Here is a 26,012-nt window from a genome sequence, read left to right as displayed (position 1 = left end):
CCGTCGCTTGAGGTGCGTTAGTCCGAGCGGACGATGCTGCTGCCGCGAGGGCCTATCGATACTGGGCCACCGCTATCGGTAACCAAGGAGAACAACAATGACCGAGAGTATTCTGGCGCGTCGCGGCCTGGCCCTGGGCCTGCTGCTGGTGGTTGCGGCGCCGGGTGTGGCGCTGGCCGCGCCCGAGGATGTCGAGCGCCTGGGCAAGGACCTGACCTGCCTCGGCGCCGACCCCAGCGGCAATGCCGACGGCAGCATCCCGCCATTCTCTGGCAAGTGGCTGGGTGTTCCGCCGCACGTTGCGTTCAAGGGCACCGGCCAGCACCCGGTCGATCCGTACCCTGATGAAAAGCCCTTGTTCGTGATCACCGCCGACAACCTCGGGCAATACGCCAATGCCCTGTCCGACGGGCAGAAGGCGCTGTTCAAGTTGTACCCGGCGACCTACAAGATGCCGGTCTATCCCAGCCACCGGGACTTTCGCTTTGACGATGCGGTGTGCCAGGCCACCCGCGAGAACGCCAGGCTGGCCAAGCTGGTGGACGACGGCGAGGGCGTGGTCGGCAAGACCGGCGGCACGCCATTCCCGGTACCGCGCAGCGGCCTGGAACTGCTGAAGAACGCTTCGACCTTCACCTTGCGCGCCTGGACCGAGGAATACACCTCCGACAACGCCTACGTGCTCAAGAGCGGCAACATCAACTGGGGCCGCGTGCATTCGCGCAACCTGGCGCCGGCGCTGGAACCGGGCAAGGTCGGTGACACGGCGGGCAACTCGTCGTTCTACCTCAACGAAACCCTGTTGCCGCAACGCGACAAGGGCGAGATCAACACCGGCACCGAGTTCTGGAACGACAAGACCGAACCCCGCCAGGCCTGGCGCTACGACCCGGGCACACGGCGGGTGCGGCAGTCGCCCGGCTATGGCTTCGACATGTCGTTCCCGGGCAGTGGCGGCTCGATCACTGTCGATGAGGTGCGCCTGTTCAACGGCTCGGGCCAGCGCTACGACTGGAAGATCGTCGGCAAGCGGGAAATGTTCATCCCCTACAACGCCTACCGCCTGCATGCGCCGGACCTCAAGTACGCCGACCTGCTCACCCCCGGGCACATCAACCCGCAGGCCATGCGCTACGAGCGCCACCGGGTGTGGGAACTGGAAGGCACGCTGAAGCCGGGTTACCGCCACTTGTACGGCAAGCGCAAGCTGTACATCGACGAGGACACCTGGTTCCCGATGCTGGCCGACAACTACGACACCCGTGGCGAGCTGTGGCGGACCTCGATGGTCAACTACTTCTATGCCTACGAGTCGCAACGGCCCCAGGCCGGCGTCGGCCTGTACCACGACCTCAACGCCGGCAGCTACCTGGCATTCAACCTGATTAACCAGCAGCGCACCGGCTACCTGCTCAACCGCCCCGGCTTCAGCCCGCGCGACTTCGGCCCGGAGGCGGCGCGGCGCTTCGGCCAATGAGCAACGGCCTAGTCCGATTGAAGGATGAGGGCCGGGCACGGCTGCTCAAAGATAGCGGCCAGGCAATCCCCCCGGAACCGCAGGGGTATTGCCGGTGATTGGCGTACCCCCTACAGGAATAACAAGAACATGACCAAACTCGCCGAACTCTCCATCGACAGCGCCCAGCGCACCCACCGCTACGCCCGGGGCTGGCATTGCCTGGGCGTGGCCGACGACTACCGGGATGGCAAGCTGCACACCCTCAACGTGTTCGGCACGCGCCTGGTGGCGTTTGCTAACAGTGCCGGCGCCATCAGCATTCTTGACGCATTCTGCCCGCACATGGGCGCCGACCTGTCCCAGGGCACCATCGAGAACGACACCGTGGTCTGCCCGTTCCACCACTGGAAGTACGACAACAGCGGCAAGTGCGTGGACATCCCTTACTGCAAGCGCATACCGCCCAAGGCCAAGACCCGCAGCTGGCTGACCTGCGTGGAAAACAACCTGCTGTTCGTCTGGAACAACCCGGAAGGGCGCCCGCCGAAGGAGGGCGTGGTCATTCCGCACCTGCCGGAGATGGACGACCCCGAGTGGATCCACGACTGGAACATCGACACCATGCTGATCGAGACCAACCCGCGCGAGCTGGTCGACAATCTGGTCGATGCCCAGCATTTCGGGCCGGTGCACGGCACCCCGACCAAGTATTTTGCCAACGAGTTTGAAGGGCATATCGGCCGGCAGATCTTCCATGGAGACTCCGAGCGCCTGGGCGGCGATTTGATTGCGCCGTCGGCCTACTACGGGCCGGCCACCCACTTCACCGAGCTGAGCTCGATGTTCGGCGAGGTGCGGGTGCACGCGATCCTGCTCAACAGCCACGTGCCGGTGACCCCGGACAGCTTCGTGCTGCGCTTCGGTTGCATGGTCAAGCGGGTGCCGGGCCTGACCGACGAGCAGAACAGTGAGATCGCCAAGGCCTACGTCAAAGGCAACCGCGATTCGTTCTACCAGGACGTGGATATCTGGAAGCACAAGGTGCGCATCGACAAGCCGGTACTGGCCGAAAACGACGGCCCGGTGTACCAGCTGCGCGAGTGGTACCAGCAGTTCTTCACCGACGAGGACCAGGTGCCGGCAAGCATGGCCGAGCGCCGCGAGATCATCACGGTGGATGAACGCTGAGTGCCAGCGCCCTGCCAGCCAGCCTGGCAGGGCGGCAGATCGAGAGGTGGGTCATGAAGCTACAGCGCTTGCTGGCGTACTGCGTGCCGCTGTCGGTGGTGTTGATCATCGGCCTGACGTTGCTGGCCTCGGCCGCGCCCGAGTCTGCCGGGGCCAGGGCGTGCCGGCAGATTCCGGGTTGCACGAGCATCCTGCCGAGCTTCCAGGGTTTCCCCGGGGTTCGCTGAGCGGTGCAGATGCCACGCAAAAGCCCGGCCCTCGTTTGAGGGCCGGGCTTTTGCGTGCGTGGATCAGGCCAGCTGTTCCAGTTCGGGAACGGCCTCGAACAGGTCGGCGACCAGGCCGTAGTCGGCCACCTGGAAGATCGGCGCTTCTTCATCCTTGTTGATCGCGACGATCACCTTGGAATCCTTCATGCCGGCCAGGTGCTGGATCGCGCCGGAAATACCGACGGCGATGTACAGCTGTGGCGCAACGATCTTGCCGGTCTGGCCGACCTGCATGTCGTTCGGCACGAAACCGGCATCGACCGCGGCGCGCGAGGCACCTACGGCAGCGCCAAGCTTGTCGGCCAGGCTGTACAGGTGCTTGAAGTTGTCACCGTTGCCCATGCCACGGCCGCCGGAAACGACGATCTTGGCAGCGGTCAGCTCTGGGCGGTCGGACTTGGCCAGTTCTTCGCCAACGAAGACCGAGATGCCGGCGTTGTGCGCAGCAGCGACAGCTTCTACAGCAGCCGAACCACCTTCGGCAGCCACGGCGTCGAAGCCGGTGGTACGCACGGTGATGACCTTGACCGAAGCGCTCGATTGCACGGTGGCAATGGCGTTGCCGGCGTAGATCGGGCGCTTGAAGGTGTCGGCCGATTCAACCGAGATGATCTCGGAGATCTGGTCAACGTCCAGCAGCGCGGCAACGCGTGGCAGGATGTTCTTGCCGTTGGTGGTGGCCGGGGCCAGCACGTGGCTGTAGCCTTTCGCCAGCTCGACGATCAGCGGCGCGACGTTTTCCGGCAACGCGTGGGCGTAGGCAGCGTTATCGGCAACCAGCACCTTGGCCACGCCAGCGATCTTGGCAGCAGATTCGGCAACGCCGCCGACGTTTGCGCCTGCGACCAGCACGTGGATATCACCACCGATCTTGGCGGCAGCGGCGACGGTGTTCAGGGTGGCCGGGGCTATGGCACCGCTAATGTGTTCAGCGACAACCAGAATAGTCATTGGATCACCTTCGCTTCGTTCTTGAGTTTCTCGACCAGTTCGGCCACCGATTTGACCTTGATGCCCGCGCTTCGGGCAGCCGGGGCTTCAACCTTCAGGGTCTTGCTGGTAGAGGTGAGGGACACGCCCAGCGCTTCTGGCGTAACGGTTTCCAGCGGCTTCTTCTTCGCCTTCATGATGTTCGGCAGCGACGCGTAGCGTGGCTCGTTCAGGCGCAGGTCGGTGGTGACGATGGCTGGCAGGTTCAGCGCAACGGTCTGCAGGCCGCCGTCGATTTCACGGGTGACGTTCAGCTTGTCGCCAGCCACTTCGACCTTGGAGGCGAAGGTGCCCTGGGCGAAGCCGGTCAGCGCGGCCAGCATCTGGCCGGTCTGGTTGTTGTCACTGTCGATGGCCTGCTTGCCGAGGATCACCAGCTGCGGCTGTTCCTTGTCGACAACGGCTTTCAGCGCCTTGGCCACGGCCAGGGCATTCAGCTCGTCAGCAGCTTCGACCAGGATGGCGCGGTCGGCACCCAGGGCCAGGGCAGTACGCAGTTGCTCCTGGACGGCGACCGGGCCGACCGAAACCACCACGACCTCGCTGGCGATACCCTGTTCCTTCAGGCGCACGGCTTGTTCCACGGCAATTTCGCAGAAGGGGTTCATGGCCATCTTGGCATTTGCCAGGTCGATACCGCTGTTGTCCGCCTTGACGCGAACCTTGACGTTGTAATCGACCACTCGCTTGACGCTTACCAATACCCTCATAGGTTCTCCAGTCATTGATGGTGGGGCGGCGGGGAGGGGGTTGGCAGCGACGGTAGCGCAGTGTTGGCGGGGGCGGATCGTCCGTTTCAACTAGCGGGGCTGGCGCTGATTGCGCTGAAGGCGTCATGAGCATGACTAAAGGTTCTGTGAAATCAATTCAGTTCCACTCGCTCAGACCCTCAACCTAGAATACGTCTCAATTAAAAGCTTTTTACGTATTCGAGTGAGACGGTCGATCATGACGTGCACAGATTTCCAGTTTTCCATCAACAGCATTTGTTTCGACGAAAACTATTGCCCGGCCGAAACAACGCGCCTCACGACCAACTTCGCCAACTTGGCGAGGGGGGCGAGCCGCCAGGAAAATTTGCGCAATACTTTGCAGATGATTGACAACCGCTTCAATGCCCTGGCGCACTGGGATAATCCCGAGGGTGATCGTTACACGGTCGAGCTGGAAATTGTTTCTGTCGCCATGAGCCTCGGCGACGACAATAACGATCAGGCATTGCCGTTGATTGAAATCCTGAAGACGAACATCGTCGACCGCACCACGGGCGAGCGCACCGCAGGCATGGTCGGCAACAACTTCTCATCTTACGTGCGCGATTACGACTTCAGCGTTCTGCTGCTGGGGCACAACAAAAACCAGGCCGCCTTCAGCACGCCCGAGCATTTTGGCGAGCTGCACGGCAAGCTGTTCAAGAGCTTCGTCAACTCGGCAGCGTATAAAGAACACTTTGCCAAGCCGCCGGTTATTTGCCTGAGTGTTTCCAGCAGCAAGAAGTATCACCGCACTGAAAATCAGCACCCTGTGTTGGGCCATGAATACCAGCAGGATGAATATTCGCTGACGGATGAATACTTCGGGAAAATGGGCCTGAAGGTCCGTTACTTCATGCCGCCGAACAGTGTTGCGCCCTTGGCGTTCTATTTCACCGGCGATTTGCTGGGTGACTACAGCAACCTTGAGTTGATCAGCACCATCAGCACCATGGATACCTTTCAGAAGATCTATCGGCCGGAAATTTACAATGCCAACTCCGCGGCAGGCAAATGCTACCAGCCCAGCCTGCAGCACCAGGATTATTCATTGACGCGCATCGTCTATGACCGCGAAGAACGTAGCCGGCTGGCCATCGAACAGGGGCGCTTTGTCGAAGAGCACTTCATCAAGCCCTATCAGGCTGTGCTCGAACAATGGTCCGCTCATTACGCGTGCTGAATTACCAGGAATACAAGGTCATCCGCCATGAAAAAACTGTTACCCACTTCCACCGCCGGCAGCCTGCCCAAGCCTTCCTGGCTGGCGCAACCGGAAACACTCTGGTCGCTCTGGAAGTTGCAAGATGAAGCCTTGATCGAAGGCAAGCAGGATGCGCTGCGCCTGGCCCTGCAAGAGCAGCAGCACGCCGGTATCGACATCGTCAGCGATGGCGAGCAAACCCGTCAGCATTTCGTCACGACCTTCATCGAACATCTCGATGGTGTGGATTTTGAAAAACGTGAAACCGTCAGGATTCGCGATCGCTACGATGCCAGCGTGCCATCGGTGGTGGGCGCCGTTGCGCGTCGCAAGCCGGTCTTCGTCGAAGACGCCAAGTTCCTGCGTCAGCAAACTTCGCAGCCGATCAAATGGGCGCTGCCAGGCCCGATGACCATGATCGACACGCTGTATGACGCGCATTACAAGAGCCGCGAAAAGCTGGCTTGGGAGTTCGCCAAGATCCTCAACCAGGAAGCGCGCGAACTCGAAGCGGCCGGTGTCGACATCATCCAGTTCGATGAACCCGCCTTCAACGTCTTCTTTGACGAGGTGAACGAGTGGGGGGTGGCCACACTGGAAAGGGCGGTCGAAGGCCTGAAATGCGAAACGGCCGTGCATATCTGCTATGGCTATGGCATCAAAGCCAACACCGACTGGAAGAAGACCCTGGGTTCGGAATGGCGGCAATACGAAGAAGCCTTCCCCAAGCTGCAGAAGTCCAGCATCGACATCATCTCGCTGGAATGCCACAACTCCCATGTCCCCATGGACCTGATCGAACTCATCCGTGGCAAGAAGGTGATGGTCGGTGCCATTGACGTGGCGAACCACACAATCGAGACCCCCGAGGAAGTCGCCAATACCCTGCGCAAGGCGCTGCAGTTCGTGGATGCCGACAAGCTCTACCCCTGCACCAACTGTGGCATGGCACCGTTGCCACGGCGCGTGGCCAACGGCAAGTTGAGTGCCTTGAGTGCGGGGGCAGAGATCGTCCGCCGCGAACTTGCGCGCCAATAAGCCCCCGACCGTCAGGATTTGCCATGTCACTTCTCAGTACGGCCATCGAGCCCGTGAGCTTTCGCCAGGCGCTGGGGCACTACGCCTCCGGCATCACGGTGATCACCTCAATGATCGAGGGCCAGCCGATCGGCTTCACCTGCCAATCGTTCTACAGCGTATCGGTGAACCCACCGCTGGTTTCCTTCAGCGTGATGGCCGGCTCGGCCAGTTATCCCGGTATGCGCCAGGCGGGTCGGTTCGCGGTCAACATCCTTTCCGGCGAGCAGGTGGGGATTTCCAACCAGTTCGCCCGCAAGGGCACTGACAAGTGGCAGGGCGTCGACTGGCAGGAATCGCCGCTGGGCAATCCGCTGATTGCCGGCAGCCTGCACTGGCTGGACTGCGAGCTTCACGCCGAACACGTTGCCGGTGATCACCTGATCGTGATCGGTGAGGTGAAGGCGTTGAAGGTGCAGGACGCTGCGGCGACGCAACCCTTGCTGTATTTCAAAGGACAATATTGCAACCTTGCCGCCCATGGCGCGCTGTGAGTTTGCCGGCTTCCCATGATTGATCTGAGACACCTGCGCACCCTGCATGCCCTGCGCGAAACCGACAGCATGCCCGACGCCGCCGAGCGCCTGCACCTGACCCAGTCGGCGTTGTCGCACCAGTTCCGCGAGCTGGAAAACCGCGTCGGCATGCCGGTGTTCGTGCGCAAGTCCAAACCGGTGCGCTTCACCACCGCCGGCCTCAAGCTGCTGCAACTGGCCGACCAGGTGCTGCCGCTGATCCGCACCACGGAGCGCAACTTGAGCAAGCTGGCCAACGGCACGGCCGATCGGCTGCACATCGCCATCGAGTGCCACAGCTGCTACCAGTGGTTGATGCCCTCGCTGGACGAGTTTCGCGGCGCCTGGCCGGAGGTTGAGCTGGACCTGGCATCGGGCCTGTCGTTCGCGCCGCTGCCGGCCCTGGAGCGCGGCGACCTCGATCTGGTGGTGACCTCCGACCCGCTGCCACTGCCTGGGATCACCTACGTGCCGCTGTTCGGCTACGAGGCGATGCTGGCCATCGACAAGCATCATGCGCTGCGCGACAAGCTGCATGTGGAACCCGCCGACATCGCCAGCCAGACCCTGATCACCTACCCGATCGAACGCAACCGCCTGGATATCTTCACCGGCTTTCTTGACCCCGCCGGCATCGAACCGGCTCAGGTCCGCACCGCAGAAATGACCGTCATGATGATGCAGCTGGTGGCCAGCGGCCGTGGCGTGTGCTGCCTGCCCAACTGGGCGGTGCACGAGTACACCTCGCGTGGCTATGTGATCGCCAGGCGCCTGGGCGAGCATGGCCTGCAGGCGACGCTGTATGCTGCGGTGCGCAGCGACATGCTCGAAGTGCCTTACATGAGCGATTTCCTGCTCACTGCAAAAGACATTTCCTTTGCCACGCTGGAGGGCGTGAACGCGGTGACAGGGCGCTCTGCCTGACATCCACGCTCCTGGCGCTGGTGTGAGGTCAGTCTGCAGCGTAGGCGAAATGCAGCCAGGATGAGGTTCAGTTCACCAGCACTTCGTCCAATGCCTGCTCAAGGGTGCTGACCGTGCGCTCGATGTTGTGCAGTTTTTCCAGCCCGAACAGGCCGATGCGGAAGGTCTGGAAGTCGGCGGGCTCGTCACATTGCAACGGCACGCCGGCGGCGATCTGCAGGCCGTGCTCGGCAAATTTGCTGCCGTTCTTGATGTCGGCATCATCGGTGTAACTCACCACCACGCCCGGGGCCTGGAATCCCGCTGCGGCCACGCTCCTGATGCCTTTGCCGGCCAGTATGGCGCGTACCCGATCGCCCAGCGCCTGTTGTTCGCCGCGCAGCTTGTCGAAGCCATAGGCTTGCATTTCGTTCATCACGTCGTTGAACCGCGCCAGTGAATCGCTGGGCATGGTCGCGTGGTAGGCATGCCCACCCTGTTCGTAGGCCTGCATGATCTGCAGCCACTTTTTCAGGTCGCAGGCAAAGCTGCTGCTCTGCGTCTGCCCGATGCGCTCCAGGGCCAAGGCACTGAACATCACCAGGGCGCAGCAAGGGGAGGCGCTCCAGCCTTTCTGGGGTGCGCTGATCAGCAGGTCGACGGCGCACTTTTGCATATCGACCCACAGCGTGCCTGAGGCGATGCAGTCCAGCACGAACAGGCCACCCACCGCATGCACGGCGTCGCCGACGGCCCGCAGGTAATCGTCGGGCAGAATCATCCCGGATGAGGTTTCAACATGGGGGGCGAAGACCACCTGCGGCTTGTGCGCTTCAATGGCCGTCAGCACTTCGTCCAGGGGAGGAGGGGCGTAGGCCGCCTGGCGACCGGTTTCGACCGGCCGGGCTTTCAGCACCGTGGTGGCCGCCGGGATGTTGCCCATCTCAAGGATCTGGCTCCAGCGGTAACTGAACCAGCCGTTGCGGATCACCAGGCATTGCTGGCCGGTGGCGAACTGCCGCGCTACCGCTTCCATGCCGAAGGTGCCGCTGCCTGGGACTACTGCAACGGCCTGGGCGTTGTAGACCTGTTTCAGGGTGCTGGAAATGTTCCTCATCACGCCCTGGAAGGCCTGCGACATGTGATTGAGCGAGCGGTCGGTGTAGACCACCGAGTACTCGACCAGCCCTTCGGGATCAATGGCGGGATAGATCTTGGACATGGGGTGACTCCTTTCGGCAGGGAGGTTGCGGCAGAGATATCAGTGGTATCGACCTTGGCCCAGGATTTGGCAAATGACAAGGTTGGGCGGGGCTGATTGCAGGCACCGCATACTCCCTTCGCCTGCTCTGAAGGTGGGTCAACGAATCGTGAGCGGCCTGTACACTGATAAGGTACGGTTCATTGGCTGTCGCGAGGGGCAGCTGTCAGGGGGATGGTCAAAGAGGTTGATGTTTTCAACCTCCCCGTTTATGTACTTCTTTCCTGTTGACTTACGCGGCTGGCGCTGGCCTGCATGATTTCAATAGCTATTAATATTGCTCTCCTAATCAGGCTCTTACGCTTTTGGATGCGGATGGGCAGTATGATCGAGACGGCGATGTACCCGTCCGATATGGGCGCATGTGGGAATCGGCAGTGATGCGTAGTCGTTCATTTATTTCGCTGATCCAGACATGAATTTATCCCTTTTGTAATTAATGACTAGCAAAATGGCCGTGCACCTCTTGGGGTGCCATCTTGGGGAAGCTGCACGCTAACGCAGGGCGGTTAATGACACTCAAGAAGTCCGTTAAGTAAACTATTTTCGCCTGCTTTAAAAAACAAGCTATGCTTTTAGCTCAAGCAAAGCAAGACAGCACCTTGCGATCTTAGAAATGCATTCCTTACCTCATCTATAAAGCGAAGCTTCAAGCAAAGCATCAGGTAAAGTTGGAGGGTTGGAAATGGTAAGAATCAGAGAAATAGTAGCGTTGTGCTTTTTGCTAAGCTTCAATTCAGCCTCGGCTGATCAAACATACGACTGCTCAGTACTAGATCCTCGTGTCGAACTATCCTCAAGCACAGAGGGGAAAGTTAAAGCTACCGCAGAAACAACCTTGAAAATTGCTAAAGCCGAAGGTGAAATTAGTGGAAAAGTATCGTCGGCGACTCAGAATATTCAAAAAGACTTCCCGCTATCAGAAAAAGCTAACGCTACAAACAGGTTTCTTTATTTGTTCTGTGAGATGATGTCAAAAGAGAAATTTAGTCCAGATCAAAAATTTGAAATGTATAAAATACTTTTGAATCGTTTTGTACCTGAAGAGGCTGGTAGTTCATCTGGCCAGCAAAGCTCTAGTGTGAAGAGCCAATCTGCAACAAAGTCAGCAAGTAAGGTGACTATTCAAAAAGCAAATCCCGCAGTTGTACCCGTCTCCCCCACTAATCAATCGACGTCAATGGTTTCTGTCTCTCCACCTCCTCAATCCAATAGAGACGCTTTTTTTGCAGGAAAATCAATTTCAGTTAATTGGTCGCCGAGAATCAGCAAAAGAGTTCAGCCAATAAGAATAATACTCACCTTAAAAAACAGCAAGCTCATAATAAGTAGTCTTTATTTTAAAATGACCCAGAGCCCGGAATTGAAAGAATTCTATTCGATCGAAAAAGAACCTCCTCGTGCGCTCATCGTTTTTCAGATACATGATCAAGGTTCGTTGGTGGCGACTGAAACATACTGCTGCTGGCGCAATATTGATTTCTACCCAGATTTCCCGACTATATTTAGCTTTAATGATAGGACCCTCATAATGGATTTTCCATTTAATCGCTTGGATGTGCAAAAGAAAATTACAATCTACTACGACTTGATCTTTGCCAGAGGCGACGGCGTAGGAAACTCTGCGTCAGGTAAAAGATTTGATGCAGATGTCAATAGTGACGAAATCTGGAGGCTGCTTGATTCTGGTACGATTTTAAACTGAGGAGCCACGACTCATCTCAAGTCAATGTGAATTCAATTGATAACCAATGCCTCGAGAGCTTGGGGAGTCATGCTGGGTATTAAAGCGTGGCCGCTAATTTAATGCAGTGATTAACGCAATGTGGTTTTTCTCTTTGAAATCTTATTGCCTGGCTTCGCGCGGAAAGTATGTGAGCACTTTGCGCGAACAACTTTGATCTGGCCGACGAAGAACCAGATGTCGCCCCAGGTCCAGTCGCTCGCACTTTCGAAGGTGAAGGTCTGCTGGATGGGCGGGTCGACCTTGTAGTTCTTGCCCCAGAGATAGGTCAGGCTTTCATTGTGCCAGAGCAGCGGCCCATCGTTGACGGTCGGCCCTGGCGCCATGTTGCCAGCAGGCCACTCGCGATCAGCAGCGAAGCCAGGGAGCGTTCGATGTTCATGCGCCTCACATTGCGATTTGACAATCCCATTCGCTAGTTTGCCCGGAGGTGGCTGTCAACTGCTGCGGGCCTTCAGAGCCAGCAACGGCTGTTCTTCCACCGGTAGTCGGAACCCGTTGGCATTCTGCATCGATCGCGTTGCGCTATCGGCCTTCTCCGCTATGGTGTGGTGAGCCATACACATAAGACTAAAGTCGTAGGAGGGCGGCATGCGGATTCGCGGGGATGTGTTCTGGAACTGGGCAGATCCGATACTTCACCATCGGGCTCACGGAGAAACCCTGGACGATGGCACGACCATCGATGTCCAGGTACGACTGTCGCGAACAGGCAACACGCAAATGTTCATCGGCGTTTACGCCGGCTGCGGCATGGCGCTGCATGAAGAAGCCTTTGCTTCAAGGCCTGGCGAGTCGATGACCCAGGCGCTGGCCTGGGGCGTGGGGCAGGCGAGACGTGTCGCCGTCGAAGGGCCGCCTCGATTCAGGCAGGCGGCTTACGCTTGACTTGACGTGCTGAGAGGGTGGCCGTTCACTTCACAGGCACTTCAGCGATTGCGCCGGGTCGACGAACCGGTACCCCTCGGTGATCAGCCCATCGACCTTCAGCGCCGTGCGGTTACGCTCCGCCTGCTCACGCATGGCCGCTGTGACATTGACGTTCAGCTCGATCTGCCGGGGCGTGAAGTCGGCATCCGACTCTTTGACCGGGACCGCCGATTTCTGCAACTGGGCAAAACCCTGCTCGGAAAGCTGCACCGGGTTGATATTGCGTTGCACGTCCCGCTCGCTGCGCGGGTTGTTGCTGCGGATGGTGAAGTCCGGCTGGGCGACGCGGCCCGTGGGGCTGTAGAAGATCGAGGTGGCGAGCCGGTCCAGGGCGCAGTCTTCTTCCTTGCGCCGATGCACCAGATCACGCACCGGGCGTTCGGGCAGCGCCAGGCGGGTGATGCCGAAATCGTTGATCGCACCCAGAATCTCGCGGTGGTCGTCCGCCACCTGGATCTCACGACGCGGCGGCCAGAAATCGAAGTTGCCATGGCCACCCCACCAGCCGCCGACATGGATCGCGAACATCTCGGGGTAGACCTTGCGCTCGGTGCGGCGCATCGGCTTGATGTCATAGAAGCACATGCACGCCAGCTGGATGAGGTGGGTCGCCCCTAGCGCGGCCAGTGGTTCGTAGATGACGATGCCGAAGCGATCATGGGCGTTCCAGCCCGGGAACACATCCCACATGCTGGCCGGTTTGTCTGCGCACTCGACTTCGTAGAAGTCCGAGCTCAAAGCGTTGATCACGTGCATATCAGTCCCTTGCCGAGGCGATGGCCGACCAGTAGACGCCCGGCAGCGCCTGATTGCATTTCAGCGCGCGCCTTGTTGTCGACAGATCGCGCCGCCGGTTGGCTGATGAGCGAGTCTTTGCAGGAAAGCCGGGTGAGGCGTTCACCGGTTGCATCACCACGAGTCAGCTGCTGGGCAGTGCCAGCCAGGCCGGCTGGCCAATCGAAAGTTGCAAGGCATCGCGCAGCTGAATGACCCCTTCGAGTGCCAATGCCTGAGCCGAATAGCACAGGCCGATGCGCCGACGCATGTCCAGTTGCGGCAGCGGTTCGGTGCGCACATCACGCTGCTCTGTGGCCAGCGATTGCGGCACGATCGCCGACCCCAGCCCGGCGGCTACCAGTTCCAAAGCCAGTGCAAAGGTTTCGGCTTCGGCCACCGGGACGCCATCGTAGAATGGCTGCAGCCGCTGATGGCTTGGCAGTGCGGGGCAGATGATCCAGCGTTCATGCCCGTCGCTGGCCAATGGCAGGGCCCGCACGAACGGGTCACTGAGCAAGGGTAGAAACAACTCATCCTCACAACGCAATTCTTCGCTGGCCAGCCGCGCGGCGCCCATGCAGCCGGTCACCAACTGCAGGCGCACGGCAGGTGTGATGGCTGCCGCAGCCAGCACAAGCTGCTTCACCGTCACCGAGCTGACATCGTGCTCCACGCCGATCTGCAAGGCTGCACAGGCGCGGTCGCTGCGAAACCGGGTCAGCAGCCTGCTCGCCTCGGCGACCATGCGCTGGGCTTCGGGGTAGAGGGCACGCGCATCGTCGGTGACCTCCACGCCCCTGGGCCGACGCACGAACAGTGTGGTGCCCAGTGCATCTTCCAGTGCCTTGATGCTGCCCGACAGCGCCGGCTGGCTCAGGTGTATGGCGCGTGCGGCGGCGGTGATATTGCGTTCTTCGAACACGGCGATGAACGCACGAAGCTGACGATAATCCACGGGTTACCCATAAGTTCTGCCGATGGCAGCCACAAGAATATCCCATTTTTCGTGGTTTTAACCCTTACCTATACTTGCCCTGCGTTTTATCAATAGGCACTTCGAATATCAGGAGTTTCACCATGACTACCCATAAACCCCTGGTCGTGATCAGCGGTGCCAGCTCCGGCATTGGCCTGGCCACCGCCAGGCTGCTGTCCAGCCGCGGCCACGCGTTGCTGCTGCTGGCACGCCGCCTGGAGCCGATGCTGCAACTGCAACTGCCCAATAGCCTGGCGCTGTCGGTCGACGTGACCGACCGGGCGGCGGTGCTGGCGGCGGTCGGCGAGGCCGAACAGCGTTTCGGCCCGGTGGATGCGATCATCAACAACGCTGGCGTGATGCTGCTGGGCAACATCGCTACCCAGGACCCTGGCGAATGGGACCGCATGCTCGACATCAATGTGCGTGGGCTGCTCAATGGCATCCATGCCGTGGCTGCCGGCATGGTCGCGCGCAAGCAAGGCACCATCATCAATGTCAGCTCCGTCGCCGGGCGCAAGACGTTCCCCAACCACGTCGCCTACGTCGGTACCAAATTTGCTGTCAGCGGCCTGTCCGAGAACCTGCGCGAAGAACTGTCGCCGAGCAATGTGCGGGTGATCACCATCGAGCCGGGCGCCGTGGATACCGAACTGCTGAGCCATACCAGCGATGAGGGCATCAAGGCGGGCTACGACGAGTGGAAGAAAGACATGGGCGGGGTACTGAGCGCCGAGCACATCGCTGAGGTGATCGACTTCGCTTACGGCCAACCGCAATCGGTCTGCGTGCGCGAGATCGTGGTCTGCGCCACGCGCCAGCAGCAATAACGGCAGACGGCTCAGAAGATCACCGTGCGCCGATGTTCTGCGGTCGCCACCACCTTGCCACGCTTGAGCACCATCAACCGCGCTGGCAGGTCGAGTATCACATCGCTGACCGCCTGCGTGTCCACCAGCACCAGGTCGGCGTCGTTGCCCACCGCCAGGCCATAGTTGTGCAACCCCAAGGCCTTGGCCGGGCGGGTAGTGAGCATCGACAACACCGTAGCCTGGTCATCGGCGCCGCCCAGGTGGCAGGCCGGCAGGGCGAGTTGGGCGATGTTCAGCAAGTCGCCGGTGCCATACGGGGTGAATGCATTGCGAATGTTGTTGGTGGCCAGGCACACGTTCACGCCGCCATCGCGCAGTGCCCGTACCGGGGTCAGTGTGCGCCGTATGTTGTGGCTGTCGCCGCGCGCCCCCAGGTGCAGGTCGGTGGCCGGCAGGCACATCACGCTGATGTCGGCCTCGCGCAGCAGTTCGATGATGCGCGCCTGCCGCTCGGGTTCGACTGCGGCCAGGCTGGTCAGGTGGCCGACGCAGACGCGGCCGTGGTAGCCCTCGGCGAGGGTGCGGCGGGCCACGTACTCGATGGTCATCTGCTCGGCGTCATCGGCGAAGTCCTGGTGGAAGTCGATGTCCTTGCCGTAGCGCTTGGCCAGGTCGAAGACGAAGTCGATGTGATCGAAGGGGGATACGTCGTTGTAGGGAATGCCGCCGACGACATTGGCGCCTTTTTCCATGGCCTCGACCATCATCGCCTTCATGCCCGGCAGTTTCAGGATGCCTTCCTGGGGGAACGCGACCACCTGGATGTCGATGATGTCGCGAAACTTCTCGCGCAGCTCAAGCACCACGTCGAGGCCGGTGAAGCCTTGCACCGGGTCGAACTCGGCATGGGCGCGGACATGGGTGCTGCCCGCCTGCACGAGGGCGCGCAGCACCTGGGTCGAGCGCTCGAGGATATCCTCGCGGGTCAGCATCGGCTTGAGCGCGGCGGTGACCGCGATCGCCTCCTTCAGGGTGCCGGAGCGATTGGCCTTGCGCTGCATGACGTTGGCCTTTTCAAGGTGCAGGTGGCCTTCGACGAAGCCCGGAATCAGCACATTGCCGTTGGCTTCGATTTCCTGCGCCGCGCGTGCGGCAATTGCCGGGGCGATCTGGGCGATCTTGCCGTCGTGCACGGCCACGTCCAGCAACGGTTGCGCGTCGTCGATGCGCACGTTTCGAAAGATGAGATCCATGGGCATTGCTCCTCGCATCGGGTCGGGCCCGCCGCCTTCTGGCGGCGAGCCGGTTACAGCAGGATCAGAACGGCTTGGTCGGCAGGTATTTGCCATCCAGGGTGATCACGGCGCGGGAGCCGCCTTCCGGGTCGTCGACCTTCTTCACGTCCAGCTTGAAGTTGATGGCGCTGATGATGCCGTCGCCGAACTTTTCGTGGACCAGTGCCTTCAGCGTGGTGCCGTAGACCTGCAGCATCTCGTAGAAGCGGTAGATGGTCGGGTCGGTCGGGATGCCGTTCTGCATGCAGCCGCGGATCGGGATGGTCTGCAGCAGGGCGATGCCGTCAAGGTCGAGGCCGAGCTTGTCGCCCACCACCTTGGCTGCGTCGGCCGGCAGCGGGTGCTGGCCAAGCAGGGCGGCGGTGACGAAGGCTTCGGACAGGCCGGTGCCCTCGGTGATCTGGGCGTAGGACAGGTCCTTGCGAGCCTTGGCCATGAGGATGACTTCGGTCAGGGCCTGGCGAACGCTCTGGGTAGCTTGCGACTGGATCATGGGGTTATCTCCGTGGGTGGAAAGCAGGGTCAGGCAACATGCCTGGCTTGATGGGAAACGGCGTGTACCTCGGGGTTGTCGGCGAGGGACACGAAGCTGTTGGTGCGGCCATCGAAGGCGTCGATGCGGCCGCTCTCGATGTCGTAGATCCAGCCGTGCAGGGTCACCCGGCCTTCTTCGAGGGCCAGGCGCACCGACGGGTGGGTCTGGATATTGGCCAGTTGGGCGATGACGTTCTCGCGCACCATGGTCGCGACCTTGGTCGGCTGGTCCGGGTGCTGGCGGGCTTCGTTGACCACCCGGGCGGAGTCGGCGTAGCGCAGCCAGCCGGCAACGGCGGGCATGTGCTCCAGACACTTGCAGGTGGCGATGGCGGTCATCGCGCCGCAGTCCGAGTGGCCGCAGATAACGATGTCGGCCACCTGCAGTGCGGCGACGGCGTATTCGACCGAGGCGGAAACGCCACCTGGCTCAGGGCCGTAGGAGGGCACGATATTGCCGGCGTTGCGGATGACGAACAGGTCGCCGGGCTCGCGCTGGGTGACCAGCTCCGGCACCAGGCGGCTGTCGGAGCAGGAGATGAACAGCGCCCGTGGGCTTTGCTGGGTGGCCAGGTCCTTGAACAGCTTGACCCGCTCCGGGAAGGCGTCGCGCTGGAATTTCAGGAAACCGTCAATGATGTCTTTCATGGCTGCTGCCTCAGTGTCGCGGTGTGTTGAAGCAGAGATTACGGAGCGTTTGGCATAAGGTAAAAGTCTCATTTATGATCTATGCCATCAGATTATCTTATGTGAGTAGCCATGCTTGCCCGACACATCCAGTACTTCCTCGCCGTGGCGGCGCACCACAGCTTCACCAAGGCCGCAACGGCCCTGCATGTGTCGCAGCCAGCGTTGTCGCAACAGGTCCGCCAGCTGGAGGAAAGCCTGGGGGCCCAGCTGTTCGATCGCTCGGGGCGTACCACGCGGCTGACCGATGCCGGGGAGGTCTACCTGGCCTATGCGCGCCGGGCCGCGCAGGAACTGGAGGAAGCCAGGCGCGCCATTCATGACGTGAGTGACCTCAGCCGCGGTTCGCTGCGGGTGGCGGTGACGCCGACGTTCACCACCTACCTGGTCGGCCCCTTGGTAGAGGCGTTCCACAACCGCTATGGGAACATCACCCTGAACGTGCGTGAAATGTCCCAGGAGCGCATGGAAACGCTGCTGCTCGCGGATGAGCTGGACGTGGGGATCGCCTTCGAGGGCACCCAGGCCCAGGACATCGAGGCCAGCCCGCTGCTGGTCGAGACGTTGGCGTTGGTGGTCAACCGCCGGCACCCTTTGGCCCAGGCAACGTCCATCGGGCTGGAGGCCTTGAGCGCAGAATCGTTGGTGCTGCTTAGCGGCGAGTTTGCTACCCGCGAACAGATCGACCGCTTTTGCCAGCAACATGGCATTCACCCGCAGGTGCGGATGGAAGCCAACACCATCAGTGCGGTGACCGAGATCGTCCGTCGCACGACCCTGTCGACCCTGTTGCCTGCGACCATCGCGCTGGCCCATGACGACCTGGCCGCCATTGCGCTCGACCCGGTCCGCCTACAGCGCACGGCCGTACTGATGCAGCGCAAAGGCGCCTATCAGAGCGCTGCGGCGCGGGTGTTCGTCGAGATGGCTACACAGGTGGCTGCGCAACTGGGCAATTGAACCGTGCGTCGCTTGGGTCAGCTTCGTGCGGCGAAGCGCAAGGCCTGCGGCAGGGCCAATGCCCACACAGGTGCCAGGATCAGCGCGGTTTTCAGCTGCCCCATTGGCAATTCGACCTCGGCCAGTCGGGCGCCGGCCAGGTAGGCCAACGGGCCACCAAGCAGGCCCAGCAGCACCGGGAGCCACGCGGGTTGGCCGAGCCCTGCCAAGCTATGACGCATGCCGCTGGCCAACACCAGCCACAGCAGTGCCAGCCAAAGCGGCAACGGCCACGGGTTGAAACTGAACACACCGAGCATGCCCAGGGTGCTGTCCAGCAGGCAGCCGGCTGCCGCTACCCAGAGCAGCACGCGCAACTCACCGCGCGGGCTCAGCCAGAGGTGCAGCAGCAGGCCGACCATCACCACCAGTAACAGCCAGGGCCTGTGTGCCCCCAGTACACACAGCCACCAGCCAGCCTGCAACCACAGCGCGTTGCCCAGCAGCCAGCCACGGCGGACCACGTTCAGGCACCCGGTAGCGGCGCCCGCCGCGCCTCGGGCCCGGCCCACAGCATCTGGGCCACGCCGATGGTCCGTTCCTCGAAGCCGCCCTGGCAATAACACAGGTAGAACTCCCACAGGCGCTGGAAGGTGTCGTCGTAACCGAGCCTGGCCAGCTCCGTGCGCGAGTGGCGCAGGTTGTCACGCCAATGGCGCAGGGTGCGCGCATAGTCCTGGCCGAAATCTTCGAGGTGCACCAGGTTCAGCGCAGTCTGGCGGCTGGCGGTGTTCAGCAGGACGCTCAGCGAGGGCAGGGCGCCGCCGGGGAAGATGTAGCGCTGGATGAAGTCCACCGAGCGTTGGGCCTGGGCGTAGCGCTGATCGCGAATGGTGATGGCCTGCAGCAGCATCAGGCCGTCGTCCTTGAGCAGCGCGGCGCACTGGCGGAAGTAGGTGGGCAGGTAGCGATGGCCGACGGCCTCGATCATTTCGATGGACACCAGCTTGTCGAAGCGCCCGTGCAGGTCGCGGTAGTCCTCGTGCAGCACGGTGACCAACCGCTCCAGGCCCAGCGCCTTGACCCGCTGCAAGGTGTGGGCGTGCTGCGCGGCGGAGAGTGTGGTGGTGGTGACCCGGCAGCCATGCTCCAAGGCGGCGTGGATGGCCAGGCTGCCCCAGCCGCTGCCGATTTCCAGCAGGTGTTCGCCGGGCTTGAGTTCGAGCTTCTGGCAGATCTGCCGGAGCTTGTTCGACTGGGCCTGTTCCAGGCTCTGCTCGGCACTGTCGAACTGAGCGGCAGAATACATCATGGTCGGATCGAGCAGCCGCTCGAACAGCGCATTGCCCAGGTCGTAGTGGGCCAGGATGTTGCGCCGCGCACCGCGCCGGCTGTTGCGGTTGAAGCGGTGCAGCAGGCGCAGGGCCGGGCGCGCCAGGCGGGCCAGGCCGCCTTCCATGGCGTCCAGCACGTCGAGGTTGGCGACGAACAGCCGAGTCACCGCGGCCAGGTCGGGGCTGCGCCAGTAGCCGTGGATGTAGCCTTCGCCCGCGCCGATCGAGCCATTGCCGGCCACCAGGCCCCAGGCGGCTTCGTCAACAATTTCCACTTCCGCGTACAGCGGGCTGGCGACGTCGCCGAAGGTCCATTGCTGGCCCTGGCTGATCAGGCGCAGATGGCCACGGCTCAGCTGGCGCAGTTGCGCCAGCACCGCACGCCGGGCCAGGCTGCCGAGCAGCGGCGTGATGCCGGCGGATTTGCTAACGCTCAAGATCGGTTCGGACATGGTCGGGTTCCTCGCGGATGGCTTGGCCAAGCGCCAGGTCGTGCTGGCTGGCGGTGTGGTCGTGCACGGGGGTACGTTTGAGCAGCAGGCGCAGGGCTTGCCAGTAGATGCCGCTGACGGTGCGCAAGCTCATCCAAGGAAAGGCCAGCAGGTGCCGATGCAGGCTGGCGCGGTCGAGCGGCCGGCGTTGCACGGCGAGGTCCGCTGCGAACACCGGGTGCCCGGCACGCCAGTTTTCCATGTGCACGTGCACGCGTTGCGCATCGACGGTGAAGCGCAGCCGGTAGTCCATGTCCATGGGCATGAACGGCGAGACGTGGAAGGCCTTGGCCACGGCAAATGGCTGGGTCAGGTCGCCCTGTACCGGCAACACGTAGTGGAAGCGCTCGCGCCAGGGGGTGTTGCGCACCTCCAGCAGTACGGCCGCGACTTGCCCTTGGCGGTCGTGGCAGAAGTAGACGCTCACGGGGTTGAACGACAGCCCCCAGCAGCGCGGTTGCGTCAGCAGGTGCACGGCACCCTCAGGCACCTGCCCGGTGGCTTGGCCAACCAGCAGGCGCGCGGCCTCGATCAGGGGCATGCCTTGGCGGGTCAACGCGGGCAGGTAGTCGGTTTCGCGCCAGCACAACGGCGCCAGGCGCGAGCGCCCGAGCCAACGAGAGAGGCTCGGCAGGCGGGGCAGCTCGTCGAGGTCCAGGTAGAACAGGCCGATGCGGTAGCGGAACGCGTGGGGCCTGGGCGTCAGGCGCCGGTGGCTGACCCAGCCGTGGCACAGGCTGCTGTTCACAGCTGCTCTCCAAAGTACCGGGCGACGTTCAGCGCACTGAGCACGCCGTCTTCGTGAAAGCCGTTGGCCCAGTAGGCACCGCAGTAATAGCTGTGCAGCGGGCCTTGCAATTCGACCTGACGGGCCTGGGCGGCGACGGCGGCGAGGCTGTACTGCGGGTGCGCATACTCGAAGCGGGCGAGTATCTGCGCCGGGTCCACCAACGCCGTCTGATTGAGGCTGACGCAGAAGGTGACCGGTGCCTCGATGCCCTGCAGGATGTTCATGTCGTAGGTGAGCGCAGCGGGGGCCTGTTCGCTGCCATCCAGGCGGTAGTTCCAGCTGGCCCAGGCCCTGCGCCGGCGGGGCAGCAGGCGGGTGTCGGTGTGCAGCACCACGTCGTTGCTGGCATAGCGGATGGCGCCGAGGATCGCCTGTTCCTGCTCGCTGGGGCTGCCTAGCAGCGCCAGGACCTGGTCGCTATGGCAGGCGAAGACCACCTTGTCGAAGCGTTCGCTGCCGCCTGCCCAGGTCACGGTCACGCCTTCATCGTCGCGGTTCACCCGTTGCACCGGGCAGTTCAGCCGGATGCGGTCGGCAAAGGGCCGGCACAGCGGTGCCAGGTAGCTGCGTGAACCGCCCTCGATCACCCGCCATTGCGGGCGCTGGTTGACCGACAGCAGGCCGTGGTTGCGGCAGAAACGCACGAAGAACTGCAATGGAAAATGCAGCATGTCGGCCCGTGACATCGACCAGATGGCCGAGCCCATGGGCACGATGTAATGCTCGATGAAGCGCTGACCGTAACGATTGTCGTGCAAGTAATCGCCCAGGGTGGTCGCGCCATCGATACGTTGCTGGTCGAGGTCGGCCAGTGACTGGCGGTTGAAACGCAACACATCGCGCAACATGCCCCAGAAGCCTGGCGACAACAGGTTGCGGCGCTGGGCGAACAGGCTGCGCAGGTTGTGCCCGTTGTATTCAAAGCCCGTACGCGGGTCGTGCACCGAAAAGCTCATCTCGGTGATCCGCGAGGCCACGCCCAGGTGTTCCAGCAGGCGGATGAAATGCGGGTAGGTCCAGTCGTTGAAGACGATGAAACCGGTGTCCACGGTAAAGTGCTGGCCACGCCAGTGAACATCGACGGTATGGGTGTGCCCGCCGACCCGGTCTGCCGCTTCGAATACCGTGACATCATGCCGGCGTGACAGCAGGTGGGTACAGGTGAGGCCGGCGATGCCGCTGCCGATGATGGCGATGCGCATGGTTCAACCCTGGGGCTGGCGCGCCAGGCGCCGGCCCAGCATCAGGCGCCAGCGTGCCGGCAGTGCGCCGAGCAGGCGCAGCAACAGGGTGAAGCTGGCGGGGAAGGTGATCTCCAGTGGGCGACGGGGCAGGCGTGCGGCAATGTATTTGGCGGCGCGCTCGGCGCTCCACAACTGGGGCATGGGGAAGTCGTTGCGGCGCGTCAGCGGGGTGTCGACGAAACCGGGGCTGACCAGGGTGACATCAATGCCCTCGCTGGCCAGGTCCAGGCGCAGCGACTCGACCAGGTAGCGCAGCGCGGCCTTGGACGCGCCATAGGCACCGGCCCGTGGCAAGGCAAACCAGCTGACCGAACTGCCCATCACCACCAGGTGCGGGCGTTGGCCGCGACGCAGCAAGGGCAGGGCGGCGGCCAGGCAATGGCTGGTGCCGATCAGGTTGGTGTGGATGACCCGCTCGACCAGCGCCGGGTCGAACTGCCCAGGCTCCAGGTATTCGCAGGTGCCGGCATTGAGGATCACCAGGTCCAGCGAGCCCCAGGCCTGCTCGATCTGCGCGGCGATGCGTGCCACCTGCTCAGGCTGGTCGACATCACCGACGGCCAGCAGCACCTGGCCTGCAAAGCGTGCAGCCAGGTCTGCCAGGCGCTCTGCCTGGCGAGCCCCAAGCGCTACCTGGTGGCCTTGCTCCAGCAGGCGCTGTGCCAGTTGCGCGCCGATGCCGCTGCTGGCACCGGTGAGCCAGCAGCGGCTCATGCCAACCTGCCCTTGAGCCAGCGAATTGCGCCGCCCAGGACTGGAACATGTTCATAGAGCAAGGCGCCGGCGTCGAAGTAGTCCTGATGCAAGTAGACCCGTCCACGCCAGCGCAGGTGGCTGCAGCCTTGCAGGCTGATCGGCTGGCCGCCGGCCAGGCGCGGGTGGCGATAGTGCAAGGTCCAGCGGATGTAGCCGTGGCCTGGCTGTGGCTCGTCAAGGTCCTCGAAGGTGTAGCGGACCTCGGCAACGTTGGCGTACAGCTGCGCGAAATAGGCACGCAAGGCTGTGAGCCCGCTGACGTGATGGAGCGGGTCGCGAAAGCTGACATCTTCGCTGTACAAGTCGCCGACTAGCTCGAGATTGTGCGGACCCAGCGTGGCAAAGCGTTCGGTGAAATGCTGCAGGTAGGTAGACATGCACAATACCTGTACAAAATCCAATATCTGTACAAGGTATAGTGCAGGTCAGCGGGGAAATCTATACAACAAAATTATTTTGTACAAATATCCTGAGGCTGCTTGCGGACCAGACCGCCACACAGCACGCCCACCTCGAACAACAGCCACATGGGCACGGCGAGCAGCGTTTGCGAGAAGATGTCCGGCGGGGTGAGGATCATGCCGACCACGAAGCAGCCGATGACCACGTACGGGCGGACCTTCTTCAGATACTTCACGTCGACCACGCCGATCCATACCAGCAGCACCACGGCCACCGGGATCTCGAAGGCAACGCCGAAGGCGAAGAACAGCGTCATGACGAAGTCGAGGTAGTTGGCGATGTCGGTCATCATCGCCACGCCTTGCGGAGTGGCGGCAGCGAAGAAGCTGAACATCAGCGGGAATACCAGGAAATAGGCGAAGGCCATGCCGGCGTAGAACAGCAGGATGCTCGACACCAGCAGCGGAATGGCGATGCGTTTTTCCTGGCGATACAGCCCCGGCGCGATGAAGCCCCAGATCTGCTGGAGGATGAACGGGATCGCCAGGAACAGCGAAACGATCATGGTCAGTTTGAATGGCGTGAGGAACGGTGAGGCCACGTCGGTGGCGATCATCGTCGCGTTGGCCGGCAGATGGTCGCGCAACGGCGCCGAGACCAGGGTGTAGATCTGCTGGGCGAAGGAGAACAGCCCGGCAAAGATCAGGAAGATGACCGCCACGCAGCGCAGCAGGCGGGTACGCAGTTCGGTCAGGTGCGAGACCAGCGGCATGGGCTGGTCGTGTTCGATTCTTTCGCTCATGGGGCTCGCGGCGGTTGAGGCGGTTCGGGCGTGGCAGGCGGATGCAGGCTATGCGTGTTGTGCGGCGGGTGGTGGATGTCGCTGGCAGCGATCTCGCGTTCGACTTCGTGCTTGATCGCGTTGAAGCTGCGTTTCAGCCGCCCGATCCACAGCCCCGCAGTACGCGCGGCACCGGGCAGGCGCTCGGGGCCGAGCACCAGCAAGGCCACCAGGCCGACCAGCAGCAGCTCGCTGAAACTGATACCGAACATGCTTCAGACGTTCTGCTGTGGCTGCGCGCTGCTTTGTTGCTGCGGCGCTGGTATCGGTGCGGCCGGCGCTTTCTCTTCATCGCTCATGGCCTTGCGAAAGCCCTTGATCGATTCGCCCAGGTCACCGCCAAGGTTCTTCAGCTTCTTGGTGCCGAAGACCAGGACCACGACGGCCAGCAGGACAATCCAGTGTTTCCAGTCAAAAATGCCCATGGTGCTCTCTATTGTCAGGGTGGGGAGAGGCTGGCGCGCGAAGCGCCAGCCTGCCGGGTCAGGCTTCCAGGCCAGCCTTGGCCTGGCCGGTGCGCAGGGTGAAGTTGACGCCCATCGACAGCACAGGCTGTGGCGGGTTCCAGTTAGGCTTCGGTGCGCTCAGCAGGAACTCGGTCAGCGGCTCCATCTTGCCGGCCAGCATGTTCGCCAGCAGGGTACCGGTGGCGGTGCCGCGCACGGTGCCCAGGCCGTTGCAGGCCAGTGCGCCATACACGTTCTCGCGCAGTTCGCCGAAGAAGCCGGCGCCGTTGCGGGTCATGCCCAGGCCACCGCCCCAGGTGTGCTCGAACGGCACCTCGGTAAGGGTCGGGAAGCGGCGCTCGAACGACAGCCGGTGGGAAGCACGCACCTTGTCGGTGTAGCCATCCTTGGAGCGGCCGTCAGGGTTGAAGCTGAAGCTGTTGCGCACCAGGATGCGGTTGTCGTGGGTACGACGCAGGGTCGAGCCGAACGGGTCGGCCGGGATCACGCCCCAGAACTCCTGGCCACCGATGCTGGCCTGTTCGGCCGGGGTCAGCGGGCGGGTCAGGCTGCCGTAGGTGAAGATCGGCAGCATGCGGTTCTGCAGGAAACCGAAATGCTGGCCGAAGTGGTTGTTGCCGAGGATCAGCTTGCCGGCAGTGATGCGCCCGGTCGGGTGGTGCAGCACGATCTTCTGGCCATAGTCGACTGCGGTGATCACCGTGTCTTCATACAGCGTGACGTTCTCCGGCAGGCTGTCGGCCAGGCCTTTGACCAGTGCCGAAGGCTGTACCAGCATGGTGCCCGGGGTGTACAGCGCCTTGCGGTAGAACGAGGTGCCGATGTGGTCCTTCAGCTCGTTGCCTTCGATCAGCTCGACCTTTTCGCCCAGGGCTTCCAGGCCGCCACGGTAGGCATTGAGCACCGCGATGCCCTTGTCCTCGATGGCTGCCTGGTATTTGCCGGAGTGGCGCAGGTGCGCGTCGACGATGTTGTGCTGCTCGACCAGGTCACGAAGGATGCCCTGGCCGCGCTGGTTCAAGTGCAGGATGTTCTTGGCGTTGGCCTTGTCGCCGATGTAGTCCGGCGCGCCGATGTCGTGGGGTACGTCGATCAGGAAGCCGGCGTTGCGGCCCGAGGTACCGAAGCCGACCTGCTGTGCTTCCACCAGGATCACCTTGTCCTGAGGGAAGTTCAGGGCCAGCTGGCGTGCAGCGGCAAGGCCGGTGAAGCCGCCACCGATGACCACCCATGGCGCCTGGTCATCACCGATCAGCGGGGCTTTAGGCTGACGCACGCGGCTGGTGTGGAACCAGCCAGGGGAGGAATCATCACGTGGCAGTGCATCGACGCGCACCAGCGAGGCCGGGTCGGCCGGGATTCCGTCATTGAGCAG

Annotated in this window: 28 protein-coding genes and 2 pseudogenes; 11 read left to right on the top strand and 19 right to left on the bottom strand. The window is 62.1% G+C overall.

Translation table 11 applies throughout. The features are described 5' to 3' along the window. Positions 1–97 precede the first annotated feature (97 nt). The 3 genes from C2H86_RS28095 (at position 98) to C2H86_RS28085 (ending at position 2,874) form a co-directional block, all read left to right on the top strand. Positions 98–1,477: a DUF1329 domain-containing protein gene (locus C2H86_RS28095; protein ID WP_159410880.1), complete on the top strand. Its 1,380-nt coding sequence runs from the start codon at positions 98–100 to the stop codon at positions 1,475–1,477. A gap of 129 nt (positions 1,478–1,606) precedes the next feature. Further along, a complete protein-coding gene (locus C2H86_RS28090) occupies positions 1,607–2,647 on the top strand; it encodes a Rieske 2Fe-2S domain-containing protein (protein WP_159410879.1) in 1,041 nt (346 codons plus the stop codon). Between the two features lie 53 nt (positions 2,648–2,700). After that, the gene (locus tag C2H86_RS28085) at positions 2,701–2,874 is read left to right on the top strand and encodes a hypothetical protein (RefSeq protein ID WP_159410878.1); all 174 of its coding nucleotides are present in this window, start codon (positions 2,701–2,703) and stop codon (positions 2,872–2,874) included. Positions 2,875–2,937: 63 nt separating this feature from the next. Here the strand turns inward: C2H86_RS28085 and C2H86_RS28080 are convergent, their stop codons facing one another. Further along, positions 2,938–3,867 carry an electron transfer flavoprotein subunit alpha/FixB family protein gene (locus C2H86_RS28080; RefSeq protein ID WP_159410877.1) on the bottom strand — a complete coding sequence of 310 codons (930 nt, stop codon included), beginning with the start codon at positions 3,865–3,867 and terminating at the stop codon, positions 2,938–2,940. Further along, entirely contained in the window at positions 3,864–4,616 is a 753-nt protein-coding gene (locus C2H86_RS28075; protein ID WP_159410876.1) for an electron transfer flavoprotein subunit beta/FixA family protein, read from the bottom strand. The genes C2H86_RS28080 and C2H86_RS28075 overlap by 4 nt, the downstream gene beginning before the upstream one ends. Positions 4,617–4,854: 238 nt before the next feature. Here C2H86_RS28075 and C2H86_RS28070 point away from each other — a divergent pair, with 238 nt between their 5' ends. Genes C2H86_RS28070 through C2H86_RS28055 form a run of 4 tightly spaced genes read left to right on the top strand, consistent with a single transcriptional unit; the run spans position 4,855 to position 8,378 of the window. Continuing rightward, positions 4,855–5,841, top strand: a complete 987-nt coding sequence (locus C2H86_RS28070; RefSeq protein ID WP_159410875.1) for a DUF1852 domain-containing protein — start codon at positions 4,855–4,857, stop codon at positions 5,839–5,841. 27 nt (positions 5,842–5,868) lie between these two features. Further along, complete coding sequence (locus C2H86_RS28065) at positions 5,869–6,900, top strand: methionine synthase (protein ID WP_159410874.1); 1,032 nt, start codon at positions 5,869–5,871, stop codon at positions 6,898–6,900. 23 nt (positions 6,901–6,923) lie between these two features. After that, positions 6,924–7,433 (top strand): flavin reductase family protein, encoded by a 510-nt coding sequence (locus tag C2H86_RS28060; protein WP_159410873.1) that lies wholly within the window; start codon positions 6,924–6,926, stop codon positions 7,431–7,433. A gap of 15 nt (positions 7,434–7,448) precedes the next feature. Next, a complete protein-coding gene (locus tag C2H86_RS28055; protein WP_159410872.1) occupies positions 7,449–8,378 on the top strand; it encodes a LysR family transcriptional regulator in 930 nt (309 codons plus the stop codon). 67 nt (positions 8,379–8,445) lie between these two features. Here the strand turns inward: C2H86_RS28055 and C2H86_RS28050 are convergent, their stop codons facing one another. Then, on the bottom strand, positions 8,446–9,579 hold the full coding sequence (locus tag C2H86_RS28050) for an aminotransferase class V-fold PLP-dependent enzyme (protein WP_159410871.1): 1,134 nt from the start codon (positions 9,577–9,579) through the stop codon (positions 8,446–8,448). A 724-nt stretch (positions 9,580–10,303) separates the two neighbouring features. Between C2H86_RS28050 and C2H86_RS28045 the strand changes: the two genes are divergently transcribed. After that, positions 10,304–11,323 (top strand): hypothetical protein, encoded by a 1,020-nt coding sequence (locus tag C2H86_RS28045; RefSeq protein ID WP_159410870.1) that lies wholly within the window; start codon positions 10,304–10,306, stop codon positions 11,321–11,323. Positions 11,324–11,517: 194 nt separating this feature from the next. On the opposite strand, the pseudogene C2H86_RS28040 reads toward C2H86_RS28045, so the two are convergent. Further along, positions 11,518–11,738, bottom strand: a pseudogene (locus C2H86_RS28040) (outer membrane protein OmpK); the annotation flags it as partial. 215 nt (positions 11,739–11,953) lie between these two features. On the opposite strand from C2H86_RS28040, the gene C2H86_RS28035 reads away from it, so the two are divergent. Further along, positions 11,954–12,250, top strand: coding sequence for a hypothetical protein (locus C2H86_RS28035; RefSeq protein WP_159410869.1), 297 nt, complete (start codon positions 11,954–11,956; stop codon positions 12,248–12,250). 30 nt (positions 12,251–12,280) lie between these two features. On the opposite strand, the gene C2H86_RS28030 is transcribed toward C2H86_RS28035, so the two are convergent. Together C2H86_RS28030 and C2H86_RS28025 are read right to left on the bottom strand one after the other, a co-directional pair. Then, a complete protein-coding gene (locus tag C2H86_RS28030; protein WP_159410868.1) occupies positions 12,281–13,048 on the bottom strand; it encodes a hypothetical protein in 768 nt (255 codons plus the stop codon). Between the two features lie 163 nt (positions 13,049–13,211). Continuing rightward, positions 13,212–14,024: a LysR family transcriptional regulator gene (locus C2H86_RS28025; protein WP_159410867.1), complete on the bottom strand. Its 813-nt coding sequence runs from the start codon at positions 14,022–14,024 to the stop codon at positions 13,212–13,214. A 122-nt stretch (positions 14,025–14,146) separates the two neighbouring features. Here C2H86_RS28025 and C2H86_RS28020 point away from each other — a divergent pair, with 122 nt between their 5' ends. Continuing rightward, entirely contained in the window at positions 14,147–14,875 is a 729-nt protein-coding gene (locus C2H86_RS28020; protein ID WP_159410866.1) for an SDR family oxidoreductase, read from the top strand. Between the two features lie 11 nt (positions 14,876–14,886). Here the strand turns inward: C2H86_RS28020 and C2H86_RS28015 are convergent, their stop codons facing one another. From C2H86_RS28015 to C2H86_RS28005, 3 genes are all read right to left on the bottom strand, one after another. Beyond that, on the bottom strand, positions 14,887–16,110 hold the full coding sequence (locus C2H86_RS28015) for an amidohydrolase family protein (protein ID WP_159410865.1): 1,224 nt from the start codon (positions 16,108–16,110) through the stop codon (positions 14,887–14,889). 64 nt (positions 16,111–16,174) lie between these two features. After that, positions 16,175–16,645, bottom strand: coding sequence for a cyanase (cynS, locus tag C2H86_RS28010; RefSeq protein ID WP_159410864.1), 471 nt, complete (start codon positions 16,643–16,645; stop codon positions 16,175–16,177). 29 nt (positions 16,646–16,674) lie between these two features. Continuing rightward, on the bottom strand, positions 16,675–17,334 hold the full coding sequence (locus tag C2H86_RS28005) for a carbonic anhydrase (protein ID WP_159410863.1): 660 nt from the start codon (positions 17,332–17,334) through the stop codon (positions 16,675–16,677). Positions 17,335–17,445: 111 nt separating this feature from the next. Here C2H86_RS28005 and cynR point away from each other — a divergent pair, with 111 nt between their 5' ends. Next, complete coding sequence (cynR, locus tag C2H86_RS28000) at positions 17,446–18,333, top strand: transcriptional regulator CynR (protein WP_159410862.1); 888 nt, start codon at positions 17,446–17,448, stop codon at positions 18,331–18,333. Between the two features lie 17 nt (positions 18,334–18,350). Here cynR and C2H86_RS27995 read toward each other — a convergent pair whose 3' ends face one another. The 10 genes and pseudogenes from C2H86_RS27995 to C2H86_RS27950 all read right to left on the bottom strand — a co-directional run bounded on the left by C2H86_RS27995 (position 18,351) and on the right by C2H86_RS27950 (position 25,976). Beyond that, on the bottom strand, positions 18,351–18,836 hold the full coding sequence (locus tag C2H86_RS27995; protein WP_159410861.1) for a DUF2878 domain-containing protein: 486 nt from the start codon (positions 18,834–18,836) through the stop codon (positions 18,351–18,353). 2 nt (positions 18,837–18,838) lie between these two features. Further along, a complete protein-coding gene (locus C2H86_RS27990) occupies positions 18,839–20,098 on the bottom strand; it encodes an SAM-dependent methyltransferase (RefSeq protein ID WP_159410860.1) in 1,260 nt (419 codons plus the stop codon). After that, positions 20,073–20,885: a DUF1365 domain-containing protein gene (locus C2H86_RS27985; protein ID WP_159410859.1), complete on the bottom strand. Its 813-nt coding sequence runs from the start codon at positions 20,883–20,885 to the stop codon at positions 20,073–20,075. Before C2H86_RS27985 ends, C2H86_RS27990 begins: the two co-directional genes overlap by 26 nt. Next, positions 20,882–22,129 carry an NAD(P)/FAD-dependent oxidoreductase gene (locus tag C2H86_RS27980; RefSeq protein ID WP_159410858.1) on the bottom strand — a complete coding sequence of 416 codons (1,248 nt, stop codon included), beginning with the start codon at positions 22,127–22,129 and terminating at the stop codon, positions 20,882–20,884. The genes C2H86_RS27985 and C2H86_RS27980 overlap by 4 nt, the downstream gene beginning before the upstream one ends. Positions 22,130–22,132: 3 nt before the next feature. After that, a complete protein-coding gene (locus C2H86_RS27975; protein ID WP_159410857.1) occupies positions 22,133–22,885 on the bottom strand; it encodes an SDR family NAD(P)-dependent oxidoreductase in 753 nt (250 codons plus the stop codon). Continuing rightward, on the bottom strand, positions 22,882–23,304 hold the full coding sequence (locus tag C2H86_RS27970) for a nuclear transport factor 2 family protein (RefSeq protein WP_159410856.1): 423 nt from the start codon (positions 23,302–23,304) through the stop codon (positions 22,882–22,884). The genes C2H86_RS27975 and C2H86_RS27970 overlap by 4 nt, the downstream gene beginning before the upstream one ends. A gap of 74 nt (positions 23,305–23,378) precedes the next feature. After that, positions 23,379–24,131 (bottom strand): twin-arginine translocase subunit TatC, encoded by a 753-nt coding sequence (gene tatC / locus C2H86_RS27965; protein WP_159410855.1) that lies wholly within the window; start codon positions 24,129–24,131, stop codon positions 23,379–23,381. Between the two features lie 2 nt (positions 24,132–24,133). Next, positions 24,134–24,382: pseudogene (gene tatB / locus C2H86_RS27960) on the bottom strand (Sec-independent protein translocase protein TatB); the annotation flags it as partial. A gap of 3 nt (positions 24,383–24,385) precedes the next feature. After that, on the bottom strand, positions 24,386–24,595 hold the full coding sequence (locus C2H86_RS27955) for a twin-arginine translocase TatA/TatE family subunit (protein ID WP_159410853.1): 210 nt from the start codon (positions 24,593–24,595) through the stop codon (positions 24,386–24,388). Between the two features lie 58 nt (positions 24,596–24,653). Continuing rightward, positions 24,654–25,976, bottom strand: a complete 1,323-nt coding sequence (locus tag C2H86_RS27950; RefSeq protein ID WP_165837371.1) for an NAD(P)/FAD-dependent oxidoreductase — start codon at positions 25,974–25,976, stop codon at positions 24,654–24,656. Positions 25,977–26,012 lie beyond the last annotated feature (36 nt).

It is taken from the genome of Pseudomonas putida, assembly GCF_009883635.2.
Lineage (GTDB): Bacteria > Pseudomonadota > Gammaproteobacteria > Pseudomonadales > Pseudomonadaceae > Aquipseudomonas > Aquipseudomonas putida_W.
The sequence above is the reverse complement of the archived record's forward strand: the minus strand, read 5'-3'. Positions and strand labels throughout refer to the sequence as shown.

Bases quoted from the DNA above. Each gene is read 5' to 3' on its own strand.
- C2H86_RS28095 (WP_159410880.1), top strand. From the start codon at position 98: ATGACCGAGAGTATTCTGGCGCGTCGCGGCCTGGCCCTGGGCCTGCTG.
- C2H86_RS28090 (WP_159410879.1), top strand. From the start codon at position 1,607: ATGACCAAACTCGCCGAACTCTCCATCGACAGCGCCCAGCGCACCCAC.
- C2H86_RS28085 (WP_159410878.1), top strand. From the start codon at position 2,701: ATGAAGCTACAGCGCTTGCTGGCGTACTGCGTGCCGCTGTCGGTGGTG.
- C2H86_RS28080 (WP_159410877.1), bottom strand. From the start codon at position 3,867: ATGACTATTCTGGTTGTCGCTGAACACATTAGCGGTGCCATAGCCCCG.
- C2H86_RS28075 (WP_159410876.1), bottom strand. From the start codon at position 4,616: ATGAGGGTATTGGTAAGCGTCAAGCGAGTGGTCGATTACAACGTCAAG.
- C2H86_RS28070 (WP_159410875.1), top strand. From the start codon at position 4,855: ATGACGTGCACAGATTTCCAGTTTTCCATCAACAGCATTTGTTTCGAC.
- C2H86_RS28065 (WP_159410874.1), top strand. From the start codon at position 5,869: ATGAAAAAACTGTTACCCACTTCCACCGCCGGCAGCCTGCCCAAGCCT.
- C2H86_RS28060 (WP_159410873.1), top strand. From the start codon at position 6,924: ATGTCACTTCTCAGTACGGCCATCGAGCCCGTGAGCTTTCGCCAGGCG.
- C2H86_RS28055 (WP_159410872.1), top strand. From the start codon at position 7,449: ATGATTGATCTGAGACACCTGCGCACCCTGCATGCCCTGCGCGAAACC.
- C2H86_RS28050 (WP_159410871.1), bottom strand. From the start codon at position 9,579: ATGTCCAAGATCTATCCCGCCATTGATCCCGAAGGGCTGGTCGAGTAC.
- C2H86_RS28045 (WP_159410870.1), top strand. From the start codon at position 10,304: ATGGTAAGAATCAGAGAAATAGTAGCGTTGTGCTTTTTGCTAAGCTTC.
- C2H86_RS28035 (WP_159410869.1), top strand. From the start codon at position 11,954: ATGCGGATTCGCGGGGATGTGTTCTGGAACTGGGCAGATCCGATACTT.
- C2H86_RS28030 (WP_159410868.1), bottom strand. From the start codon at position 13,048: ATGCACGTGATCAACGCTTTGAGCTCGGACTTCTACGAAGTCGAGTGC.
- C2H86_RS28020 (WP_159410866.1), top strand. From the start codon at position 14,147: ATGACTACCCATAAACCCCTGGTCGTGATCAGCGGTGCCAGCTCCGGC.
- C2H86_RS28015 (WP_159410865.1), bottom strand. From the start codon at position 16,110: ATGGATCTCATCTTTCGAAACGTGCGCATCGACGACGCGCAACCGTTG.
- cynS (WP_159410864.1), bottom strand. From the start codon at position 16,645: ATGATCCAGTCGCAAGCTACCCAGAGCGTTCGCCAGGCCCTGACCGAA.
- C2H86_RS28005 (WP_159410863.1), bottom strand. From the start codon at position 17,334: ATGAAAGACATCATTGACGGTTTCCTGAAATTCCAGCGCGACGCCTTC.
- cynR (WP_159410862.1), top strand. From the start codon at position 17,446: ATGCTTGCCCGACACATCCAGTACTTCCTCGCCGTGGCGGCGCACCAC.
- C2H86_RS27990 (WP_159410860.1), bottom strand. From the start codon at position 20,098: ATGTCCGAACCGATCTTGAGCGTTAGCAAATCCGCCGGCATCACGCCG.
- C2H86_RS27980 (WP_159410858.1), bottom strand. From the start codon at position 22,129: ATGCGCATCGCCATCATCGGCAGCGGCATCGCCGGCCTCACCTGTACC.
- C2H86_RS27975 (WP_159410857.1), bottom strand. From the start codon at position 22,885: ATGAGCCGCTGCTGGCTCACCGGTGCCAGCAGCGGCATCGGCGCGCAA.
- C2H86_RS27970 (WP_159410856.1), bottom strand. From the start codon at position 23,304: ATGTCTACCTACCTGCAGCATTTCACCGAACGCTTTGCCACGCTGGGT.
- tatC (WP_159410855.1), bottom strand. From the start codon at position 24,131: ATGAGCGAAAGAATCGAACACGACCAGCCCATGCCGCTGGTCTCGCAC.
- C2H86_RS27955 (WP_159410853.1), bottom strand. From the start codon at position 24,595: ATGGGCATTTTTGACTGGAAACACTGGATTGTCCTGCTGGCCGTCGTG.